The sequence below is a fragment of the Thioalkalivibrio sp. ALD1 genome (assembly GCF_000381245.1).
In the GTDB taxonomy this organism is placed as follows: Bacteria; Pseudomonadota; Gammaproteobacteria; order Ectothiorhodospirales; family Ectothiorhodospiraceae; genus Thioalkalivibrio.
This window is the reverse complement of record NZ_KB906245.1, coordinates 77,342-99,050: the sequence shown is the minus strand read 5'-3', so window position 1 is coordinate 99,050 and position 21,709 is coordinate 77,342. Positions and strand designations below refer to the sequence as shown.

The window sequence follows — 21,709 nt, the reverse complement described above, 5'->3', positions numbered from 1 at the left end:
CGTCATCTCGGGGTGTTGAAAGCGGAAGGGCCCATATACGGCCCCGCTGCGACCGAAAAAGCGGTTTGACCTCTTCCGCTTGAAGTAGCCGCCGGCTCGCGCCCACAAGGCGCGCGCGTACAATGGCGGGCTGATTCCCCGTTCGCCGGAGCTCTTGTTATGTCGTCCCAGCTGCATCCCACCGCCATGCGTTCCCTGACCTTCCACGGCCTGACCCCGGGGCCGCGGTTGATCGTGCTGGGTGCGGTGCATGGCAACGAGACCTGCGGCACGCAGGCGGCCGAGCGGTTGCACGGCGAGCTGGAGAGCGGCGAGCGCCGCCTGCAGTGCGGGACGCTGACGCTGGTCCCGCGCACGAACCCACTGGCCTACCAGCTGGGGCAGCGCATGGGTGAGCGCAACCTGAACCGCAACCTGCGCGTGACCGAAGACCCGCAGGACTTCGAGGACCGCATTGCCAACGTACTGTGCCCCCTGCTGGCGGCCCATGACGTCCTGCTGGATCTGCACTCGTTTCATACCGGCGGCCAGCCGTTCATCATGCTCGGTCCGCGGAACAACGAAGGCGGGCTGGAGGGCTTTACCCGTGCCCGCGAGGAGGAGGCCCTGGCCGCCTGCCTCGGCCCGCGGCGCATGGTCGAGGGCTGGCTGGATACCTACGCGCGCGGAGTTGCCCGGCGCATGAAGAACCCGAACGCCAGTCACCGCGCGCAGATGCTGTCTACCGACCCCAGCTACGGCATCGGTACCACCGAGTACATGCGCTCGCAGGGCGGCTACGGCGTGACGCTGGAGTGCGGCCAGCACGACGATCCGCAGGCGCCGGTGGTGGCCTACAACGCGATCCTCAATACTCTGGCCCATCTCGGCATGATCGAGGCCCCGGCCACGCCCGGGCAGGACGACCCGGAGGTCCTGCGCCTGGTCGAGGTGATCGACCGCGACCACCCCGATGACCGGTTCGTGCGCGAGTGGAAGAGCTTCGATGCGCTGCACGAGGGTGATGTGATCGGCGTTCGCGCGGACGGGACCGAGGTGAAGGCGCCGGCCGACGGCTTCATCGTGTTCCCCAACCCCAACTCGCTGCCGGGCAACGAATGGTTTTATCGCGCCGAGTTCAGTGATCGCCGCGTGATCTGACCTCCCGTGGAGTTCGTCTTCTCCGGCGTTGCCGCGCTACTTTTTGCGGCCGGGTTTTTCGCCGGTGCCTTGAATGCCCTGGCCGGGGGCGGCAGTTTTCTGACCCTGCCGGCCCTGATGGCCGTGGGTGTCCCGCCGGTGGCGGCCAACGCCACCGGGACCGCCGCATTGCTGCCCGGGTATGCGGCCAGCCTGCTCGTCGATCACCGTCGTCTGCGCATCCTGGGGCGGGATCTGGGCATGCGCCTGCTGGCGCTGTTCCTGGTCGTGGGGGCGCTGGGCGGGGCGCTGGGCGCGGCCCTGCTCCTGCTGACAGGGGACGCGCGTTTTCGGGCCTTCATCCCCTGGCTGCTGTTGCTGGCGACACTGCTGTTTGCACTGGGTCCGTGGCTGCAGCGTCGCGCGGCCCATGCGGCCCGTCCGGCACTCGCCCGGGTGGCGGGCGCGGGGCTTGGCTGCGTCTACGGTGGCTATTTCAACGGCGGGGTCGGCATCCTGCTGCTGGCGATCCTGCGGGGACAGGGGATGGCCGACCTGACACAGGCCAATGCCCTGAAGAACGTGCTCTCCACTGTGCTGACGTTGATTGCGGTGGTGGTTTTTGTCATGGGCGGGCAGGTGGTCGCGACCGGGTTGCTGGCCGTCGGGGCCGGGGCCATTCTCGGCGCCCGGGTCGGGATTGGGCTACTGGGGGTTCTGCCCGAACCGTGGTACCGGTATCTGGTCACGCTGGTGGGTGCCGGCACCACCGTGCTCTTCTTCGTCGATCCGGTCTGGCTGGGGTAGTTCTCTGGCGTTGGGTTGATGCAATTCGCGGTGCTCATTGCATCCTGCGGTCATCCGTGAACCGCAAGACACAAGGATGCGATGAGCGCAGCGAATCGCATCGGTTGCCCGGGCCATCCCCGAGGCTTATGGCGTGGTGTACTGAGCATCGGTGTGAGCCTGTTGCAGCGCGTGGTCGAAGGTGTCCAGTGCCCGGGCGTCGGTCTCTGGCAGGATGGCCTCGATGCGGGGGCGGGTGCCGGCGGCTGGCGCTTCCATGGCCTCAAGACCGCCGTCGCCGCCCACGCGGTTGATGCGCTGCCAGCCCTGATCGGTCCGCACGAGGCCCTTGAGGCGTTCTCCGGTGAAACCGCTCACCAGCGCCTCCAGCGCCGCGTGGTCGAGCGCCTGCCCCTCGGGCAGCAGCCAGCTGCGGCCCAGGTAGCCATCGCCGCGGGTGTCGATGGTCACGGGCTCGTCCCCGTGCTCGTGCGGTGCATGGTCATGCCCATGGTCGTGATCGTGGGCATGATCGTGCTGGTCACCGGCGGACAGAAAGGCCCGGGCCTCCGGGAACAGGGCCCCGCCTCGTTCCAGCCGGGGGCGCTCCAGCCATGCCGATTCCACACGCCCCTGGGTCGTTTCGACCACCAGTGGGCGTGGCGGCGACATGTCGGCGACAAACGCCTGCAGGGCCTCGCGGTCCGCCTCGCTGTAGAGGTCGGCCTTGTTGGCTAGCAGCACATCGGCCAGCGCAATCTGGTCGTTCCAGTTCGGGTGTTCGCGGTGGCGCGGCGAGGACAGGTGGCGGGCGTCCATGACTGTGATCGTCGCACGCAGGTCCAGCACGCCGTCGTAGGGGGGCTGGGTGAGGGTGCGGATGATCTCGGCCGGGTGCCCGAGCCCGGTGGGCTCGATCAGGATGCGGTCGGGGTGCTGTGAGCGGATCAGCCGGTTCAGGCCGACGGTGAACATCTGCGCGGAGACGCAGCAAAGACAGCCGCCTGGGATCTCCTCCAGCGCGACGCCGGTATCCGCGAGCAGGCCGCCGTCCACCCCGATCTCGCCAAACTCGTTGACCAGCACGGCCCAGTGCTCGCCCTCGGGGCGCAGCGCGAGCAGCTGGCGGATAGTGGTCGTCTTGCCCACCCCCAGAAAGCCGGTAATCAGGTGGGTGGGGATGTCATGGTGGGTGGTCATGTGGCGTTCGCCAGGTTGGCGAGAGGACCCGGATAGCGGGTCCTCCCGAGGATGGATTCAGTCGTTGGCGCGCAGTTCGCCCTGATAGAACGCCTCGGCGTCCTTGAACAGGGCCTCGTTGGTGTCCGCCCGCATGTACAGCATGTGCCCGCCGGGGTAGGCGCGGGGGATGATGCGCGAGTCGGCCTCGTCGCCGGCGGCGAACGCGATCTGGCCCAGCAGCCACTCGGTCGTGAAGTAGGGCGTGATCAGGTCCGCCTCGCCGTGCACGCTGAAGATACGGAAGTCGCGGTTGAGTGACAGGGCGGTGGCCAGCTCGTCCATCGCGGTGAAGTGTCCCTCGCGGCCACTGGCCTCCCAGTCCCAGGCGCGGAACACGTCGCGGCTGAGCAGGCGGTACTGGTGCCCGTGCTCCCAGTCCAGGGTGTTGCGCAGGTGGTCCAGCATCGCGGTGGACAGCGGTGCGGTCAGGCCGTCCAGGATGGCGTCCGCCTGCGGTTGCAGGTGCGTGGGCACCGGGTCGAGGTTGTCGATGCCGCCGTCGTACAGGCTGACCAGCCGGCCTTCATCCATCAGCAGGCCGCGCTGGGTCATATCCAGCGTGATGCGTCCCCGTGTGGCCTTCAGACGGTCGCGTGATAGGCCGGTGAAGCGGGCGACCTCGTCAATCCAGTCGTCGTCGATCTGCCCGGGGTGGATCAGGCCCTGCAGGTAATCGCCCAGGGCAAAGGCCTCGGCCTCTTCCAGGCTGGGCGGGTCGTCGCCCAGCCGACCCTGCGCCTTCGCGGCGGCGGTGATCGCCGGCAGGCTCAGGGCCCAGCCGATCGGGCGGGCGGTGCCGTGTTCCAGCATGCCGTAATCCAGCGCGGGCGAGATCAGCACCGTGCCGCTCAGGCTGATGCCGGAGCCCTTGGCGATGCGTGCCGGCAGCGCCGCGGCACGGTAGCCCCCGTAGCTCTCGCCCGCCAGGTACACCGCGTCGCCGCGCCGGCCGTGTTCATCGAGCCAGCGCTCCAGCGTCTCTTCCATCGCGGCCAGGTCGCCATCACGGGAGTAGTACTGATCCGCTTCGCCTCCCATCACGCGCGAGAAGCCGGTCCCGACCGGGTCGATGAAGACCAGATCGGTGAAGGCCAGCCAGGTCTTGGGATTGTCGACCAGCCGGGGCGGGGTGGAGGAAGCCAGGCCCTTGTCGTCGGTCTCCAGCACCCGCGGGCCCAGGCCGCCCACGTTCAGGTAGGCCGAGGCCGCGCCGGGGCCGCCGTTGACCATGAAGGTGACCGGGCGGTCGTGGTCGCTGTCCACCGTGTAGCTGACGGTGAAGACCCGGGCATCGGGTTCGTCCAGCGACTCGCCCAGCGGGACATAGCCGACCGTGGCCTGGTACTCGAGTGCGCTGCCGTCAAGCAACTCCAGCGAGTGCTCGGTGGTCACGGGATCGGGCAGGGGGGGCGTCGGTTCGGTCTCGTCCGCCAGCAGGGGGGCGGACATCCCGGGACCGATCAGCAGGCCGAGCGCCAGCCCGTAGAGCGGGCCGGCGACGGTGCGTGGTGCAGATGTGAGTTTGAGCGGGCGTCGTTCCGGCGCCGTTATCAGCATTGAGCGGTCTCCTCGTGATCGGGGCAGTCATGGCGTACGACACGATCGTCGTCCAGCCATTCCATGATCCCGTCGGTCACGTTGTAGATCTTGTCGTAGCCGAGCCCCTCCGAAAGGGCCTGGGCGAGTGCGCTGGTGCGGTTGCCCACGCGGCAGATCAGGATCACCTCGTCGTCGGAGTCGACCAGCGCGGTGAACTGGCTGCCGAAGTCGGGATTGAGGCTGCCGTCTTCCTCGAACGCGGTGATGCGGTGGCTGCCTTCCACGACGCCGGTTTCGGCCCATTCATCCGGGCGACGGATGTCGACGATGGTTACCCCTTCGTCCAGCTTCTCGGCCAGGCCTTTGTTGTCCAGGCCGGTGAACGGGGCCCGATCCACTTCGACGACCTCGATCTCGAACCGCAGGGTGGCGTTCGGCGGAATGATGTTGCCGGCACCCCGTTCGCCGTAGGCCAGCTCTGGCGGGATGATGGCCTCGCGCTTGCCGCCCAGGCGCATGCCCTTTACCGCCTGCTCGAAGCCGGGGATGGTCTGGCCGGAGCCGATGGTCACGGACAGGGGTTGGCCACCCCGGCTGGAGTCGAACTCGGAACCGTCCTCCTCAAGCTTGCCGACATAGTGGACCAGGGCGCTGTCGTGCCGCACGAGTTCGGCGCCCTCGCCCTCCTCGATGTCGCGAATCTCGATGCTGTCGGCCAGCGCAAAGGCCGGGGTCAGGAATAGGGCGAACAGAAACCACGCTTTCATCATTTTATCCTTATAAAGTGCAAGTTTTTGTTTTTTGAGGAGGCTTATAAAGGACCACAAAATTGCTCCCAAAATTCCCCGAAAAAACCTTTGAAATATATTTGAACCTGGTCTAAATGACTCAAGGATCCCCAAGCCGAAAAGGTGTTGTTGGGGATTCTAACCGCAAGGATCCACGCGACGGAGGAGCCAATGACCAAGAAACAAGAAAACCAGTTCTGGGACCGACTGCGAGGCGTAACGGAAGACGCCGGGGCGGACCCCCAGACCCTCGAGATCTTTGACGAAGCCGTCTCGCGGCGTCGTTTCATGGGCCGCATGGGCGTGGGGGGCGCCGCCCTGACGCTGTTCGGCTTTGGTGCCGGTACCGACGCCGCGATGCGCGGCCTGTTCGGGCGCGGTCTGATCCCGGCCGCCTGGGCGGACGAGGCGAATGGCCTCGAGGACGAGCAGGCGAAGGCCGCGATGTCCGACGCCGGCAAGGAAGACGGCCTGATCGTGCACAACGATCGCCCGCTGAACGTCGAGACCCCGCCGCACCTGCTGGAGGACGAGGTCACCCCGGCCAGCCGGCATTTTATTCGCAACAACGACCTGATCCCGCAGCAAGCACTGGATCGTGACCCGAACGGCTGGTCGCTGAAGATCGACGGCGAGGTGCACGACGAGCTCGAGATCGGTCTCGACGACCTGAAGAGCATGGACAGCAAGGACCTGGTCCTGCACATCGAGTGTGGCGGCAACGGCCGCGCCAACTTCGATCCGCAGCCGCGAGGCAACCCCTGGGACCGCGGTGCAGTGGGTAACGCCAAGTGGACCGGCGTGCCGCTGAAGGACATCCTCGAGCGGGCCGGCGTGAAGGACAGCGCCGTCTACACCGCGCACGAGGGCTACGAGCCGATCCTCGGTGACCGAGGTCCGTTCTCCCGTGGCGTGCCGATCGACAAGGCGATGGAAGAGCACACCATCGTGGCCTATGCGATGAACGGAGAGGACATACCTGCGACCCACGGTTTCCCCGTGCGTCTGGTGGTGCCGGGCTGGTACGGCTCCTGCTCGCACAAGTGGCTGAACAAGATCACGCTGCGCGATCAAGAACACGACGGCCGCGGCATGACTGGCTACTCCTACCGCATGCCCAAGTACCCGGTGGCCCCGGGCGAGCGCCCGCCGGAAGAGGACATGAAGGTTGGCGGCCCGTGGCTGATCAAGTCCGTGATCACCGGTCCGAAGAAGGACACCGGTCTGGAGCGTGGCGAGACCGTCAAGGTCACCGGTCATGCCTGGGCAGGCGAGGACGAGGTCGCGGAAGTCTGGATCTCCACCGACTTTGGCCTCAACTGGGAAAAGGCCGATCTCAAGGGCGAACCCGTGAACAAGTACGCCTGGGTGCACTTCGAGAAGGAACTGTCCTTCGAGAATCGCGGCTACTACGAGATCTGGGCGCGTGCGGTGGACGACAAGGGCAATACTCAGCCCATTGTCCAGCCGTGGAACCCGCGTGGCTACGACGGCAACATCGTCCACAAGATCCCGGTCACAGTCGCTGCGTGACAAACCTCTATACCCGGGGCATCATTTGCCCCGGGTTTCTTTTTGATCAGAACGGAGTACGCATGAAGCGTTTTGTAATGCTTTCGCTGCTGGGGTTTGCGTTCGCGGCCCTGGCTTTGCCCGTTGTTGCCGACGAGGCGATATCAGAGGAAGAACAACAAGCCCAGGAAGAGAAGGCCGAAGAGGTCTCGGCGACAAAGGAACTGTTCGAGCAGACCTGTTCCGCCTGCCACGGCATCCGTCAGGCCACCAATCAGAACCTGAATCGTGCTGACTGGAACTGGGTCATGGACGACATGGAAGACTACGGCATGACCTGGCTCACCGACGAGCAGCGTGATGACATCGTGGACTTCCTGGTGGAGAACTACGGTTACGGCGACTAGTCCGTACCGGATACTCCGCAGTCAGAGGCAGTATCTTCAGGCGCCCCAAGGGGCGCCTTTTTTGTGGTGGCCTCTGTGAAGCGCGGCACCGGGTTTCCGCTCCGCGAGCCTGTCCGCCGCCCGTGAATGGCCGGTGGCGATACCGGGTCTTGTGGCGTGTCAGTCCGTTGAGTGCGAGATGGCCCAGCAGCGATGGGGTGGCGGTGGTCGGCGGAAGTCTTCATCCAGTGTCTCACGCGTGATGTGGCGGACCTCGAGCCCCGCAAGTGACTCGGTATCCAGCTCGAAACGGCGGCGGTTGGTCGAGAAGTACAGGATGCCGTCCTCGGTCAGCAGGCGCGCGGCATCCAGGATCAGTTCGACATGGTCGCGTTGCACCTCGAAGTCCGCCTCGGTGCGTTTCGAGTTCGAGAAGGTCGGGGGATCGAGGAAGATCCGCTCGAAGCGCAGGGCCGGGTCGTCGGCGGCCTCCCGCACCCAGGTGATGCAGTCGGCACGCAGCAGGGCGTGGGTATCCGGTCGGCGCCGACTGCGCCCGTCACGCACGGTGGCCTCGAAACCATTGGCTGCGAGGTTGTCGGCGGCCCAGTCGAGGTAGGTATTGGACAGGTCCACCGAGACGGTCTGGCGGGCACCCCCGACGGCGGCATGGGCACTGACCGCGGCGGTGTAGCAGAACAGGTTCAGCAACCGCAGTCCGCGGCATTCTTCCTGCAGGCGGCGCCGCATTGGGCGGTGGTCCAGGAACAGGCCGCTGTCCAGGTAGGCATCCAGCTCCACCTTGAGTCGGCAGCCATGTTCCTTGACCCAGAAGGGGGCGGGTTGGGCGGTCTCGGCGCGCTGGTACTGCGAGCGGCCTTTCTGGGCACGCCGCTGCTTGTAGTGCAGGTGGGCGGGCAAGACGCCGGTGACTTCCAGGGTCGCGGCCAGCGCCCCGCGCAGGCGCGCCTCGGCGCGCGCGGGTTCGACCGACGCCGGGGCGGCGAACTCCTGCAGGTGCAGGTGCACGGAGCCGTCGGTGGCCTGGTAACGGTCGATCAGCAGCGGATACTCGTCCAGGTCCGCGCTGTAAATGCGGTAGCAGGTGACCCCCTGGCGCCGCGCCCAGCGATCCAGGTGTTTCAGGTTCTTGCGCAGGCGGTTGGCGAACTCGGGTGCCGGGGGCGCCGCCTCGGCCTGTCCCTCGCGGGCATGGATGTCGAACTCCAGCAGCTGGCAGTCGATCGGGCCGTTGTGTACGCGGTACTTGCGCGTGGCGCGCAGCCCGAGGCGGCGGGAGTCGGTGGTGTCCGCGACCAGCAGGGCCACCTGCCAGCCGCCAAAGGCCTGTTTCAGATGCTCGCCCAGCAGGCTGTAGAGCTTGATCAGCTCGGGCTGGTCACCGATGCGTTCGCCGTAGGGCGGGTTGCTGATCAGCAGCCCGCTCGGTGCGGGGGGCGCCAGGGTCAGCACGTCGGCGACCTCGAATCGGGTGCAGGCGGCGACCCCAGCCGTCCGGGCCGCCTGGCGTGCGGCCTGCACCGCGCGCGGGTCGCGATCCGACCCCAGCAGCGCCGGGCCCTGCCAGGGGCGGACCGCCGCCCGGGCCGTGTCCACACAGCGCTGCCACAGGGCGGTGTCGTGCCCGGCCCAACCCTGCGGGCGGAAGTCGTGGCGCAGCAGCCCGGGTGCGGTATGCGTGGCGATCAGGGCGGCCTCGATCACTAGGGTGCCGCTGCCGCAGAATGGGTCCAGCAGCTGCGCCTGTTCCGGGTGGTCCTCGACGCGTGCGGGCCAGCCGGCGCGGGCGAGCAGGGCCGCGGCGAGGTTCTCGCGCAGCGGGGCGGCCCCGCCGGCGCCGCGATAGCCGCGCCGGTGCAGGCCGCCGTTGCCGATATCCACGGACAGCCGGGCGTGATCGCCCTGCAGCTGCAGCAGGATGCGCACGTCGGGGTGTTTCGGGTCCACGTCCGGGCGCGCGCCGGTCGCCTCGCGGAAGGCGTCGGCCACCGCGTCCTTGATGCGTACCCCGGCGAAGTGGGTATGGCGGATGTGGCGGCTCTTGCCGCTGACCTCGACCGCGAAGGTCGCGCCGGGCTCCAGCAGCGCGGGCCAGTCGTTCGCGCGGGCGGCGCTGTAGCAGCCGTCGCCGTCCGGCTGCTCGAAGCGTGCCAGTGGCAGCAGGATACGGCTGGCAATGCGGCTGCCCAGCAGTACCCGGTACAGCGTCTCGAGATCGGCCGAGAAGTGCACCGCGCCGCCTTCCTCGCGCACGTCGGTGGCACCGAGGGTGCCCAGTTCCTCGGCCAGCAGGGGGCCGAGCCCGCGGGCGACGGTGGCGCGGTATTCCTGCGGGGTGCTGGGATCGTTCTCGGGTGTGGCCATGCGGTGTCTTCCTGGGACGGGGGGCTATCTTGCCACAGCCGCCGTTGTGGTCAGCGCAGCAGGCGGCGTCGAATCAGCGCGGTCGCCAGGATGATGGCCGCCGCGCCGTAGCCCACGATCACCACCAGGTGCGGCCAGATGCTGGTCGGCCAGCTGCCGGTCATCAGCGGACGCACGATCTCGACCACGTGCGCCAGCGGCAGGGCCAGCGCCAGGGTCTGCACCCAGTCGGGCAGCTCCTGCAGCGGGAAGAACACCCCGGAGAGCAGGAGCATGGGGGTCACCGCCAGGGTGAAGTAGTACAGGAAGAAGTCGTAGCTGCGCGCCAGCGCGGTGATGACCAGGGCCAGCGCGCCGAAGGTGAACGCGGCGAGGAAGATCACCGGCAGCGCGAGCAGGGCGCGGGCGTCGCTCACCAGCCCCAGGACGGAGGCGACGACCAGGATGGTGATGGCGCTGATCAGGCCCTTGCTCGCGGCCCAGATCGCCTCGGCGAACACGATGTCGTCCAGTGTCAGTGGTGTGGCCAGCATTCCGAGCCAGGTGTTCTGCTCCGCCATGCGCGTGTAGGCTGAATACATGCCCTCGAAGCTGGCAGTGAACATCGCCGAGGAGCAGATGATCCCGGAGGCGATGAACACCATGTAGCTCATGCCGTCGAGATCGCCCACCAGACGGCCGAAGCCGTAGCCGAAGGCCAGCAGGTAGAGGATCGGCTCGCCGAAGTTGCCGAGCATGGACGGCACCAGCAGCTTGCGCCAGACCAGCAGGTTGCGCCGCCAGACCGCGACGAAGCGCAGGCTGGGGCGGGGGAGCCAGGTCGAGGTCGGGTCGGACATCAGTCGCGCAGCTCGTGGCCGGTGAGTTTCAGGAACACGTCTTCCAGGTCCGCCTCGCGCAGGGTCGGCTCGAGGCCGCGTGCGCGCAGGCGTTCGCGCAGCCGGTCCGGTTCGGCCGTATACACGAGCCAGGTATCCGCTACCTGGTGGGCGCGATCGCGGTGGCCGATCTCCTGCTCGATCGCGGTGCCGGCCTCGGGGCCGCCGACCGTGAGTACCCAGGGTTCGATGTGCTCGGCGATCAGGCGGCTGGGTCGGTCACAGGCGATGATGCGGCCGTGGTCGATGATCGCGATGCGATCGCACAGCTCCTGGGCCTCCTCCATGTAGTGCGTGGTCAGTACCAGCGTGACGCCGGACGCGCGTAGTTGTCGGAGCTGGCGCCAGAGGTGGTGGCGCGCCTGCGGGTCCAGCCCGGTTGTGGGTTCGTCGAGGACGACGACCTCGGGTTCGTTGATCAGGGCGCGTGCGAGGGTCAGCCGGCGTTTCATGCCGCCGGACAGGGCATTGATGCGCGCACCGCGCTTGTCGTTCAGGTTGACCTGTCCAAGCAGGTGATCGATGCGAGCCTGAACCGTTGCGCCGGCAAGACCGAAGTACGCGGCATAGGTGCGCATGTTCTCGATCACGGTGAAGTCCGGGTCCAGCGTGTCGAACTGCGGGACGATGCCCAGGCGCTTGCGCACCTCGCGTTCGCCTTCGGGCATTGGCAGACCCAGTACTTCGACATGACCGCCGTCGATCGGGGTCATTCCCAGCAGCATGCGCAAGGTCGTCGTCTTGCCAGCACCGTTGGGCCCGAGCAGCCCGAAGAACTCGCCGGAGGCAATCTCGAGGTCCACGCCGTCGACCACCGCTACCCCGTCGTAGGTTTTGCACAGTTGCTGAATGCGGATGGCGGACAATGGCGGTCCCGGGGTTTGCGAGATGCCTACCATACCCTTTCCCCGGGCCTTCCCCAATGGCCGAATCCTGGTCACAAAAAAGCCCGGGCCTGCTGGCCCGGGCATGCCCGTGTGATGCCGGGGTGTGGCTTACGGCTTGCTGTAGGTGAAGCCTTTGTGCTGCAGGTAGGAGATGTGCGCGACGCCGCTGGGGATCACGTCATCCTCGGAGGCGTCATAGAGGTCGTTGTGCAGGTCGATGTTCCGCCCGGCCAGCGTATTCGCGCAGACCATGAATTCGACGTTCTGCATCTTCAGGTTGTCGATGCGGGCCCGCAGGTCTTCATTGTCCTTCGCGCGCTGCAACAGACCCAGGCCATCGCCGTGCATCACGACCTTGATCTCCATGTTCTCGGCGCCCACGGCATTGATGTGGTTCTGGATGTTGCCCGTGGCGGCCATGTAGCGGCGCTCGTCGTCATAGTTCACGTGGTAGACGACCTTGTGGGTGCCGTAGTCAAAAGCAGATGCCATGCCCGGTACGCTCAGGGCGAGCGCAATCAGACTCAGGGCGACAAGCTTCATTGCTTTCATGTTTCGAGTTCCTCTTCGTTCCGTAAAATTCCGTGCGGCTGTGTGCCGTTCGGTGTGTCGCGCCAGCGAAAGCGCACTGGTCGAATCACTACGCAGGCGGATCGACCAGCTACTTAATAAGACGGGCGGAAATTTTGGTTATTCCCGATTCGGAAGATATTTTTATGTGACAAAGAAAACGACAAAGGATCGTTGGAATATGGTTCCGTGACCATGGCCGAGAAAAGAAAAAGGGTCCGGAAAATCCGGACCCTGAAAGATCGCCGGGAGAACGCGGCGATCCAAAGGCTTTACTGCCTGGTGTTTACGGCTTGCTGTAGCTGAACCCGTTGTTCTGCAGATAGGAGATGTGCGCGACGCCGCTCGGAATCACGTCATCCTCGGAGGCATCGTAGAGGTCTTCGTGCAGATCGATGTCACGCCCCGCGAGTGTGTTCGCACAGACCTGGAAATCAACGTCTTGCATCTTCAGGTTGTCCACCCGGGCCCGCAGGTCGTCATGATCCTTGGCGGTGCTGAGGAGCCCCAGGCCATCGCCGTGCATAACGACCTTGATCTCCATGTTCTCGGCGCCCACGGCATTGATGTGGTTCTGGATGTTGCCCATCGCGGCCATGTAGCGGGCGGTGTCGTCATAGTTTACGTGGTACACCACCTTGTGCTCGCCGTAGTCGAAATCGGACGCGGCGGCCGTCCCCGGCAGGACAAAAGCGGCGGCGGCCAGGGCAATCGGGAGGATAAAGGTTTTGTTCATGTCAGAACTCCTCGCGGGTTTCCCGTTACTTTAGGGATATGCGTTAAGGCGTATGTCTGGCTTTCAGGAAGCCCACCGGACTCTTTTGCCTCCGTGGCTTTTCGAATCCTGTTCGGGGTAGGACGGGAACCCATCGTAATTATTCCGATCAAATAATAGATAAGTGCATTACGAAATACCGAAAATTATTCAATACTGATTTAAGAGGCGCGGGGCTGGTGGAGGAGACGTCTTCTAAGGCCGTTTCAGGATTCCGACGGTCCCGTGGATCGCCAGCGTCAGGAGGACCAGGCCACCAGCGGCGAGCGTGATCATGCCGGGGGCCTCGGCGAGAAACAGCCAGACCCAGAGCGTACCGAACACCGCCTCGAGGACCAGGAACAGGGCGACCTCGCCCGCGGGGAGATGGCGGGTGGCCAGCGCGATCAGACCCAGTGCCAGGGGCATCTGGATCAGCCCCATCAGGGCCAGGACCGCTAACGACTCCGGCCCGACGTCGAGCGGCGTGGCCAGCGGCCACGCGATTAGCGCTGGTAGGGAAACACTGATCCATGTACACACTCGCGTTGGCACCCCAGGTTTTCCGAGACCAGGCGCGGTGCGCAGCCGATAGTGGTTCTACCGGCAAGGGCCGCAACGCAGGATCGGGGAACCTGGGGTGCCAACCCCGAAGGGGCTCGGCCGCTTTTGCGTGGGAACTGCGTTGCGGCTCCCTTGTGCAGAATGACTGCACGGCAGTCACCGCGCCTTGTTCGCACGCAAAAGCGACTCGAGCGCGAGCGTGTACATGGATCAGTGTTTCCCTAGCAGTCCGCCGGCCGCGATCACGGCGAGGCGGTCCACTTGAGGTGCGCGCCGAAGGATGGTCAGGTTGAGGCCAATTACCAGTGCGGCGGCCAGGGCCATGGTGTCGCCAATCCAGCCGCCGGCCTCAAGGGACCCCGCGAAGACGCCGAGGATGCCGCCGAGGCAGATCAGGATTGCCACCCAGGTTCGCAGCGGTACCCACTCGCGCAGCAACAGGCCCGAGAAGAGCGCTGCGAACAGAGGGGAGGCCGCGAGGATCACGACGACATTGGCGACGGTCGTGTTCAGGATTGCGAACACGAACAGAAGTGTGGTGGCGGCGAATCCCAGGCTCACCCAGCCGGCATCCCGTCCGCCACGGCGAAGGTGCCGGCCGATCCATTCGCCGTCGAGGACACGCAGCACCAGGATCAGGGCGACACCCATGAACAGCCCGCGCCAGAACACGATGTTCATGCCGGAGGTGTCGGCAAGGCGGACCAGTAGGCCGTCGAAGCTAAGTGCCATGACGCCGGCAAATGCCAGGAGCGAGCCAACGAGGCGGGGGGGCATGCGATCCATCGTGGTTTCCAGTCTCCCAGGGTGTATATCGATGCGTGTTTCCCTAGAGTGTGGGCCCTTCACTCAACCGGACGGCTAGTTCGACGGCCGTCCCCGTCAGGAGCCTTCGCCATGAACACAGCATCCAGCCTCCCCGAAGCCCTGCAGCCGATCGGTTGTGTGGGACTGGGCATCATGGGTGGTCCCATGACCCGGAACCTGCTCCGCAGCGGAGCGGATATCCGGGTCTGGGCACGCCGTCCGGAGGCGGCCGAGGCCCTGGTGGCGGAGGGAGCCGGGGCGGCCTCTAGCCTGGCGGAACTGGCCTCCAGCGTACGCGTGTTGGTGCTGAATGTTTCCGACACTCCGGACGTGGAGCAGCTGATGCTGGGCCCGGACGGCGTGCTCGAACATGCCCGTCCGGGGCTGCTGGTGATCGATCACAGTACGATCGACCCGATCCGCACCCGCGCGATTGCGCAGGCGGCGGCGGAGCAGGAGGTTACGTTCGTGGATGCGCCGGTCTCGGGCGGCGAGCCGGGCGCGCGCAATGGCACGCTGAGCCTGATGGTCGGCGGCCCGGAGGATGCGGTCAACCGTCTGCGGCCGATCTTCGATGTCGTTGGCTCGACGCTGACCCATGTCGGGGCCAGCGGAGCCGGACAGATCACCAAGGCCTGCAACCAGCTGGTGGTGGGCGAGACGCTGGTCGCCATCGGGGAGGCCTTCGCGCTGGCGGAACAGACCGGAGTCGATCCGGCGCGGCTGCGCGAGGCGCTGATGGGTGGCTTTGCCGCTTCGCGTATCCTCGAGGTGCACGGTCAGCGCCTGCTGGACGGCGACTTCGAGCCCGGTTTTCAGGCCGGGCTCTACCACAAGGATCTGGGCATTGTGGCTGGCCTGGGCGAGCAGGTGGGGCTCAGCCTGGACGGGCTGGAGCCGGTGCGCCGCGCGGTGGACAAGGCGCTGGAGGCCGGTCAGGCCGATCACGATGTCGCGATCCTGGCGCGTTTCTGCCTGCATGCCCGTGGCGAGGGCACGAGGGATTGAAGCGGGAGCTCAGCCGAGCAGTCGCCAGAGGATATACAGCAGCGAGAAGATCAGGCTGAACGTGATACCGGCCCAGGCCAGAGCGCGCAGACCGCGCCCCGGGCGGGCCGCCTCCGGCATGTCCGGCGACATGACCACCTTGAAGGTGATCCACGCGAGTACCGGAGCGGAGAGGAAGGACAGCAGCGTGGCGATATCCACCAGCCGTGTGAAATGCTCCCCGGCCTGCGAGATCAGCAGCAGGGCGCCGCTGGCGACGGCCAGCAGCGCAATGCGATAGCCCCACCAGTGGAGCCCACGCTCGCCCTTGCGGGACGGGTCCATGGTCTGCGGTGCGTGGCCATCCTCGCGCAGGGTGCGGATGATGGCCACGATCACGCGGGGATAGGCATCGGTGACCGCCAGGGTGGTCGAGAACATCGTGGTCAGGGCCGCGACGGCGATCAGGGTGCGGCTCCATTCGCCCAGGCTCTGGGCATACAGGTCCACCAGTTGAGCCGAGAATGCGGCCGCCCCGGCGGCAAAGCCGATGCCGCTGCCGTACATCAGCACCGCGCCCAGCAGCATGAACGCCACGGCGATCACTACTGCGCCCAGATAGCCCAGGCGGAAGTCGAAGATCGCCTCGCGCACGGTCGGGGCGTGCCCCGTCTGGCGGGCGCGCTCCTGAGTCCAGATCGAGTGCCAGGCGGCGACATCCAGCGGGATGGGCATCCAGCCCAGCAGCGCGAGAATGAAGGCGAAGCCGGCCAGGGTCCAGAGGTTCGACCACTCCTGGGCACCGGACAGGGTGGCCAGGTCCGGGGCCTCCCGGAAGGCCAGTGCCACCGCGGCCACGGTCGATACGCTCAGAGCGGCCATGATGATCTTCATGCCCAGGTCCAGGCCGCGGTAGGCCCCGATCATCAGGAATGCAATGCAGGCGGCGAGGACCAGTGCCGATACCAGCGTGACCGAGAGCTCGAGACCGAACACCAGCGTGACCAGCCCTGCGGTGGTCAGTGTGACCACCGCCTGGATGGTGAACAGGGTGCCCAGGGTTACCGCGATGTACAGCCCTAGCGCCCAGTTGCCCAGACGATGGTAGCCCGTCAGCAGGTGGTGGCCGGTAGCGGCGGCATAGCGCGGGCCGAACTCCAGGAATGGATATTTGAACAGGCAGGCCAGCAGCACGATCGGGATCAGCAGCAGGCCGTACTCCGCCCCGCCCCGCGTGGCCTGGACCAGGTGCGACACCCCGACGGCCGCACCGGCCATCAGCAGGCCCGGGCCGATGGCGGCCCGCAGAGAGGCGCGAGTCGACGGGCTCATCTAGGCTCCTAGTGATCAGAAAATACGGCCCGCGATTATAGGGGAATAGCCCGCTACCGCCAGCCGGCGGCGCGGAGGGCCGTGATCCTGCTGTTACGTGGCTACAGCGCCAGCGGTGTGCGGCGGTAGAGTTCGGGGGCGGGGGGCTTGAGTTCGTCGGACTCCGGGAAGCGTTGCACCAGCTTGTCGTAGTAGCTGCGGATGTTCTGCACGTAATGCACCGGCTCCCAGCCGCGGGCGTAGCCGTAGCGCGTTTGTTCATACCACTCCGACTGCGCCAGACGCGGCAGCCATTGCATGACATCCAGCCAGCGATCCGGGTCGTCACCATTGGCAGCGGCCAGACGCCGGGCGTCGTGTAGATGCCCCAGTCCTACGTTGTAGGCAGCCAGCGTCATCCAGGTACGATCGGGCTCGGGGATCGATTCCGGCAGGCGTTCGCGCAGATTGATCAGATAGCGTGTGCCTCCGTCCACGCTGGCGGCCGGGTCGGTACGGTCCTCGACACCCAGTCCCTCGGCGGTCACCTGGGTCAGCATCATCAGCCCGCGCACGCCGGTAGGGGACACCGCGTCGGGGTTCCAGTGGGACTCCTGGTAAGCCACTGCCGCGATGAAGCGCCAGTCGAGACCGTGGGCCTCTCCGGCCTCCTCGAACAGCGGGCGGAATTGCTCCAGACGGTGTTCGACTCGACGCGCGAAGGTCAGCGCGTCCACGAGGTCATGCGTTTCCAGGTGGCCGAGATAACGGTCGAGCAACAATTCCAGTTCGCGGCTGTCGCGCAACTCGGCGACGTACTGCTCGGCCGCCTCGATCAGGCTGCGATCAAGACCCGACGGAAACAACCAGCGCACCTCGGTACTGCGCTCCAGTTCGTGCGCCAGGCGCAGGTCCGGATGCAGACGCCGAAGGCGTCGGTATTCCAGGGAGTTCATCACTGCATAGTCGATCTCGCCGTGTTCCAGGGCCTCCCGCAGCGCTTCGGCATTGGCGTAGGGGACGAGTTCGCCATTCGCATCATTGGCTGGCCGTTCGCGGTCGGGTGTCTCATCCGCGTATTCGGGCGTGTACTCCTCCAGTGATGCCTCGTCATCGGCAGGATCTGCCGGTGGCTCCAGGGTTTCGGGGTCCAGCCTGACCTCGGCCAGCAGGGGTTGGCTCAGGCTTTCGGGGACAGGTGCCTGGGCAGTCATGCCGATGCGCGCCCCGGCGGGCATGTCGGCGAGCGACAGCAGGGGGGTGGCCAACTCGCTTCCGGCCCAGTAGGCCACGATATGCTGCACGTTCAGGATTTCGGGACCCGGTTTGATCAGGGGGTCGTGTGGCGGGACCAGCAATCCGGCGGCTATGTCGACGCGGCGCTGTCGCAGCAAGCGGTGGGCGGTGGCGGCGTCGTCCACGCGGGTCACGCGCAGACGGGTGCCCAGTTCCTCGGCGAAGCCGTGCAGCAGTTCCAGATCGAGCTGGTCGCGCCCCGCGGTGGAGGCGAGTTCGGAGCGCCCCAGCGGACGTTCGACCAGCGCTACCCGCAGCTCGTCTCGGAAGGTGAGCTGCTCCAGCGCCGCCGGCGGGTTGTAGTACACCCGCAGTACGATGGCGGTTAGCAGCACGATGAAGAGCCCCAGTTCGATCTGGCGCCAGGTGCTGCTTGGGGGGCGGAGTTTCAGATGCGTGCCCATGGCACTGGATCATACCCAATTGCCCCGGTGGCCACCGGGGACGGTTGGGAAACACGGATGAATGTACACACTCGCGTTGGCACCCCAGGTTTTCCGAGACAAGGCGCGGTGCGCAGCCGGAAGTGGTTCTACCGGCAAGGGCCGCAACGCGGACTCGGGGAACCTGGGGTACCAACCCCAAGGGGTTCGGCCGCTTTTGCGCGGGAACGGCGTTGTGCCTCCTTTGTGCAGAATGACTGCACGGCAGTCACCGCGCCTTGTTCGTACGCAAAAGCGACTCGAGCGCGAGCGTGTACATTCATTCGTGTTTCCCTAGCGCCAGTCGAGCACCAGACCCTGGTCGCGCAGGATCTTGAGCGCGGGGTCGACGCAGGTGTCGATGAAGGAGGCGCGGCGCGGGTTCTCGCGGGCGATGCGGCGATAGTCCGGGCCCTCGGGCAGGCCAGCCAGTTCGTAGATATCACGGGTTGGGTAGTAGAACGCGTGTACGAACTGGCGGAACACGCGCCGCATCAGCGGGCGGTAGGCCCATTTCTGCCAGGACGGGAGCGTATCCAGATAGGACTCCAGCGTGTCGCGGGCATGCGCCATGTGGCGCGCCTCGTCGATCATGTGCCGGGTTACGATGTCGTCCACCGTCGGGCTGATCGCGTCCTTGTGCTGGCGGATCAGCCGGTTCATGCGGTCCGGGACTTCCTCGCCGATCATCACCGCGATCCAGAAGATCGAAGACTCGAACGGCGAGAAACGACCGACCAGGGTGGCCAGCTTTGGTTTCGGGAAACGACGTTCCGGCAGGGGCAGCCCGCTGCGGCGCATGAACTCGATGAACATCAGGCTGTGGCCGGCTTCCTCGCGCAGCTCGTGCAGGCGATAATTCAGCCGGTCCAGCCGGCCGGTCGAGTGCATGGAGATGCGCGAGATGCGCTCCATGAACAGCCCTTCCAGCCACAGCGCCCCGCTGATGAAATACAGAAACTCGTATTGCGACAGGCGCCGTTTGCGGGCATCGTCCAGCGCCGAGTACTCCGGGGTGCCGAAGAGCGAGACGGCCTCTTCCGGGATCCAGAAATCGTCCAGCGACAGTGCGTCCCAGCGCACGTGTGTGAGCGGGTCCTCGTACGGCTGGCTGTTGCGGCTCAATAGATCGAGCAGCTCCTGCGAGGAATTCATCGAAGGCGTACCGAAGGCGCTGGGCGGTTAAACGCTCGAATCATACCGGCATTGTCGGTCCGGACCAACGCCAACCCGTTGCAATCTGCGGTTGCTACCCCAATATGAGTCAAATGAATATGTCCGCCACCCGTTACCGCGTCAGCTTCCTCAACCAGGGCAAGGTCTACGAGATCTTTGCCCGCGAGGTCTATCAGGACGAGCTGTACGGCTTTGTCACCGTCGAGGGGTTGCTGTTTGGCGAGCGCTCGCAGGTGGTTGTCGACCCGTCAGAGGAACGTCTTCGCACCGAATTCGAGGGGGTCGAGCGCTTCCATGTGCCGATGCATGCCCTGATCCGGATTGATGAAGTGGCCGATGTGGGCACCCCGCGTATCCGTGATGCCAGCCAGGACAGCGGCAATGTCCACGCCTTCCCGTCGTTGCCGAGCCGCGGCCCGGGCAAGCCCACAGGCGGCTGATACTGTCCGTGGCGGGTGTCTGCATTGCTAACCGCCCGCCGCTGGTTTACCCTTTCGCGCTTCGCGTGGGCCAGCGCCTTCGCGGAACAAAACGGAGAGGTGGCCGAGCGGTCGAAGGCGCACGCCTGGAAAGTGTGTATACGGTAACCCCGTATCGAGGGTTCGAATCCCTCCCTCTCCGCCAGATTCGAGCAAAGGGGTCCGAGTGGCCCCTTTCGCATGTCTGGCCCCTGACATATCGGGATTCGAACCCTCGATACATGAGAAAGACGGGTTCGACGGGTGACGCGTAGCGGCACCCGAACGTCGCCGCAGGCGACGACCCGGAGGGCGAGGCGCGTAGCGCCGAGTAATCCCTCCCTCTCCGTCAGATTCAAGCAAAGGGGCCCAACTGGCCCCTTATTTGTATGTCCGGCCCCCGCAATACCGGGGCTCGATGTCCTCGCGACGAGGCCTGGGCGAAGGCGTTTCACGAGGGTCCAGTGGCCATTCTCGTTGGACGTCGCGCGCGGCGCTCGCGTACACTTGCAGCCGAAACCGCACCCGTCCTTTAGCCGCCGAACCGTTGTCCGAACGCGGGGTCCAGCCCCAGCGAAACGGTGCGGGCAAGGCCGGGTCGAAGATCCCGAACGAATCGCAGTACCGCCGCCGGCAAATGGCCTGGCGGCCTCGACCCAGACCATCCGGAGGTCCACGTGTCCGCGCCTGCTCTGCTTGTCCTGGAAGATGGCACTGTTTTTCATGGTCAGGCGATTGGCGCCCAGGGCCAGACAGTCGGCGAGGTGGTGTTCAACACCGCGATGACCGGCTATCAGGAGATCCTGACGGATCCTTCCTATCACCGGCAGCTGGTCACGCTGACCTATCCGCATATCGGCAATACCGGCACCAACCCGGAAGACGACGAGTCCGCGCGCGCCCATGCTGCGGGGCTGATCATCCGCGACCTGCCGCCGCTGGTATCGAACTTTCGTTCGCGCGAGTCGCTGCCGGACTACCTGCTGCGCCATGGGATTGTGGCAATCAGCGGGATCGACACCCGCAAGCTGACGCGCATCCTGCGCGAGAAGGGTGCACTCAACGGCTGCATCCAGGCCGGGGATGTCGACGAGACCGCGGCCCTGGCAGCCGCGCGCGAGTTCCCCGGCATCAAGGGGATGGACTTGGCGCGCGAGGTCACCACGCGGACTCGCTACGAATGGCTCGAAGGGACCTGGAAGCTGGGAGAGGCGCCGGCGCGGGTCAATCCGGATAAGGCCGAATACCATGTGGTGGCCTACGACTTCGGCATGAAGCGGAACATCCTGCGCAAACTGGCGGAGCGCGGATGCCGCGTGACCGTGGTGCCGGCCGAGACGCCGGTGGACGAGGTCATGGAGCTGAAGCCCGATGGGGTATTCCTGTCCAACGGCCCGGGCGACCCCGAGCCCTGCACCTATGCCATCGAGGCGATCCGCGGGTTCTGCGAGCGCAAGCTGCCGCTGTTCGGCATCTGCCTCGGGCACCAACTGCTGGGCATTGCCAGCGGCGGCAAGAGCGTGAAGATGAAGTTCGGCCATCACGGGGCGAACCACCCGATCCGCCACGAGGAAAGCGGGCGGGTGATGATCTCGTCGCAGAATCACGGCTTTGCGATCGACGAGGACAACCTGCCCGATACGCTGACGCCGACCTACCGGTCGCTGTTCGACGGCACGCTGCAGGGGATCGCCCGCACCGACTGCCCGGCCTTCAGCCTGCAGGGACATCCCGAGGCCAGCCCGGGCCCGCACGATGTGTCCCCGGCGTTCGACGACTTCGTCGAGATGATGCGCGCCGCGCGTCGCTAAAGCTCCCCCTCCGAATTTCCGATTTCGACAG

At 65.9% G+C, this 21,709-nt stretch carries 18 protein-coding genes, 1 tRNA gene, 1 other RNA gene and 2 pseudogenes; 9 read left to right on the top strand and 13 right to left on the bottom strand.

The genetic code is table 11. The features are described 5' to 3' along the window. Positions 1-159: 159 nt before the first annotated feature. Together F623_RS0110250 and F623_RS0110245 are read left to right on the top strand one after the other, a co-directional pair. Positions 160-1,140, top strand: a complete 981-nt coding sequence (locus tag F623_RS0110250) for a M14 family metallopeptidase (protein ID WP_018862454.1) — start codon at positions 160-162, stop codon at positions 1,138-1,140. Between the two features lie 6 nt (positions 1,141-1,146). Next, entirely contained in the window at positions 1,147-1,926 is a 780-nt protein-coding gene (locus tag F623_RS0110245) for a sulfite exporter TauE/SafE family protein (protein WP_018868583.1), read from the top strand. Positions 1,927-2,052: 126 nt separating this feature from the next. On the opposite strand, the gene F623_RS0110240 is transcribed toward F623_RS0110245, so the two are convergent. Genes F623_RS0110240 through F623_RS0110230 form a run of 3 tightly spaced genes read right to left on the bottom strand, consistent with a single transcriptional unit; the run spans position 2,053 to position 5,453 of the window. Then, positions 2,053-3,105: a GTP-binding protein gene (locus F623_RS0110240; RefSeq protein ID WP_018868584.1), complete on the bottom strand. Its 1,053-nt coding sequence runs from the start codon at positions 3,103-3,105 to the stop codon at positions 2,053-2,055. 57 nt (positions 3,106-3,162) lie between these two features. Next, on the bottom strand, positions 3,163-4,704 hold the full coding sequence (locus F623_RS0110235; protein ID WP_018868585.1) for a S10 family peptidase: 1,542 nt from the start codon (positions 4,702-4,704) through the stop codon (positions 3,163-3,165). After that, complete coding sequence (locus F623_RS0110230) at positions 4,698-5,453, bottom strand: FKBP-type peptidyl-prolyl cis-trans isomerase (protein WP_018862450.1); 756 nt, start codon at positions 5,451-5,453, stop codon at positions 4,698-4,700. Before F623_RS0110230 ends, F623_RS0110235 begins: the two co-directional genes overlap by 7 nt. Before the next feature lie 192 nt (positions 5,454-5,645). Here F623_RS0110230 and F623_RS0110225 point away from each other — a divergent pair, with 192 nt between their 5' ends. Together F623_RS0110225 and F623_RS0110220 are read left to right on the top strand one after the other, a co-directional pair. Further along, entirely contained in the window at positions 5,646-7,007 is a 1,362-nt protein-coding gene (locus F623_RS0110225; protein WP_018868586.1) for a sulfite oxidase, read from the top strand. Between the two features lie 62 nt (positions 7,008-7,069). Then, positions 7,070-7,393: a c-type cytochrome gene (locus tag F623_RS0110220; RefSeq protein WP_018862448.1), complete on the top strand. Its 324-nt coding sequence runs from the start codon at positions 7,070-7,072 to the stop codon at positions 7,391-7,393. A gap of 159 nt (positions 7,394-7,552) precedes the next feature. On the opposite strand, the gene rlmKL is transcribed toward F623_RS0110220, so the two are convergent. The 7 genes and pseudogenes from rlmKL to F623_RS12900 form a co-directional block, all read right to left on the bottom strand. Beyond that, a complete protein-coding gene (gene rlmKL / locus F623_RS0110215; protein ID WP_018868587.1) occupies positions 7,553-9,757 on the bottom strand; it encodes a bifunctional 23S rRNA (guanine(2069)-N(7))-methyltransferase RlmK/23S rRNA (guanine(2445)-N(2))-methyltransferase RlmL in 2,205 nt (734 codons plus the stop codon). Between the two features lie 50 nt (positions 9,758-9,807). Further along, positions 9,808-10,596 carry an ABC transporter permease gene (locus tag F623_RS0110210; RefSeq protein ID WP_018862446.1) on the bottom strand — a complete coding sequence of 263 codons (789 nt, stop codon included), beginning with the start codon at positions 10,594-10,596 and terminating at the stop codon, positions 9,808-9,810. Beyond that, positions 10,596-11,501: an ABC transporter ATP-binding protein gene (locus F623_RS0110205; RefSeq protein WP_026279390.1), complete on the bottom strand. Its 906-nt coding sequence runs from the start codon at positions 11,499-11,501 to the stop codon at positions 10,596-10,598. Before F623_RS0110205 ends, F623_RS0110210 begins: the two co-directional genes overlap by 1 nt. Positions 11,502-11,630: 129 nt before the next feature. Then, on the bottom strand, positions 11,631-12,074 hold the full coding sequence (locus tag F623_RS0110200) for a DsrE family protein (protein ID WP_026278764.1): 444 nt from the start codon (positions 12,072-12,074) through the stop codon (positions 11,631-11,633). 304 nt (positions 12,075-12,378) lie between these two features. Continuing rightward, positions 12,379-12,828 carry a DsrE family protein gene (locus tag F623_RS0110195; protein WP_018862443.1) on the bottom strand — a complete coding sequence of 150 codons (450 nt, stop codon included), beginning with the start codon at positions 12,826-12,828 and terminating at the stop codon, positions 12,379-12,381. A gap of 234 nt (positions 12,829-13,062) precedes the next feature. Next, a pseudogene (locus F623_RS12905) lies at positions 13,063-13,359 on the bottom strand (EamA/RhaT family transporter); the annotation flags it as partial. 273 nt (positions 13,360-13,632) lie between these two features. Further along, positions 13,633-14,196, bottom strand: a pseudogene (locus F623_RS12900) (DMT family transporter); the annotation flags it as partial. 111 nt (positions 14,197-14,307) lie between these two features. On the opposite strand from F623_RS12900, the gene F623_RS0110185 reads away from it, so the two are divergent. Continuing rightward, complete coding sequence (locus tag F623_RS0110185) at positions 14,308-15,225, top strand: NAD(P)-dependent oxidoreductase (RefSeq protein WP_018868591.1); 918 nt, start codon at positions 14,308-14,310, stop codon at positions 15,223-15,225. A gap of 9 nt (positions 15,226-15,234) precedes the next feature. Here the strand turns inward: F623_RS0110185 and F623_RS0110180 are convergent, their stop codons facing one another. From F623_RS0110180 to F623_RS0110170, 3 genes are all read right to left on the bottom strand, one after another. Continuing rightward, positions 15,235-16,536: an NRAMP family divalent metal transporter gene (locus F623_RS0110180; RefSeq protein WP_018862440.1), complete on the bottom strand. Its 1,302-nt coding sequence runs from the start codon at positions 16,534-16,536 to the stop codon at positions 15,235-15,237. 101 nt (positions 16,537-16,637) lie between these two features. Then, positions 16,638-18,215: a membrane-bound lytic murein transglycosylase MltF gene (gene mltF, locus F623_RS0110175; RefSeq protein WP_018868592.1), complete on the bottom strand. Its 1,578-nt coding sequence runs from the start codon at positions 18,213-18,215 to the stop codon at positions 16,638-16,640. A gap of 312 nt (positions 18,216-18,527) precedes the next feature. Next, positions 18,528-19,388, bottom strand: coding sequence for a diiron oxygenase (locus tag F623_RS0110170; RefSeq protein ID WP_018862438.1), 861 nt, complete (start codon positions 19,386-19,388; stop codon positions 18,528-18,530). Positions 19,389-19,507: 119 nt separating this feature from the next. On the opposite strand from F623_RS0110170, the gene F623_RS0110165 reads away from it, so the two are divergent. The 4 genes from F623_RS0110165 to carA all read left to right on the top strand — a co-directional run bounded on the left by F623_RS0110165 (position 19,508) and on the right by carA (position 21,678). Beyond that, entirely contained in the window at positions 19,508-19,849 is a 342-nt protein-coding gene (locus tag F623_RS0110165) for a DUF1820 family protein (protein ID WP_019572178.1), read from the top strand. Positions 19,850-19,942: 93 nt separating this feature from the next. Beyond that, a tRNA-Ser gene (locus F623_RS0110160) sits at positions 19,943-20,033 on the top strand. A gap of 42 nt (positions 20,034-20,075) precedes the next feature. Beyond that, positions 20,076-20,219, top strand: a non-coding RNA gene (locus tag F623_RS13270) — RtT sRNA. Positions 20,220-20,544: 325 nt separating this feature from the next. Next, the gene (gene carA / locus F623_RS0110155) at positions 20,545-21,678 is read left to right on the top strand and encodes a glutamine-hydrolyzing carbamoyl-phosphate synthase small subunit (RefSeq protein WP_018862436.1); all 1,134 of its coding nucleotides are present in this window, start codon (positions 20,545-20,547) and stop codon (positions 21,676-21,678) included. Positions 21,679-21,709 lie beyond the last annotated feature (31 nt).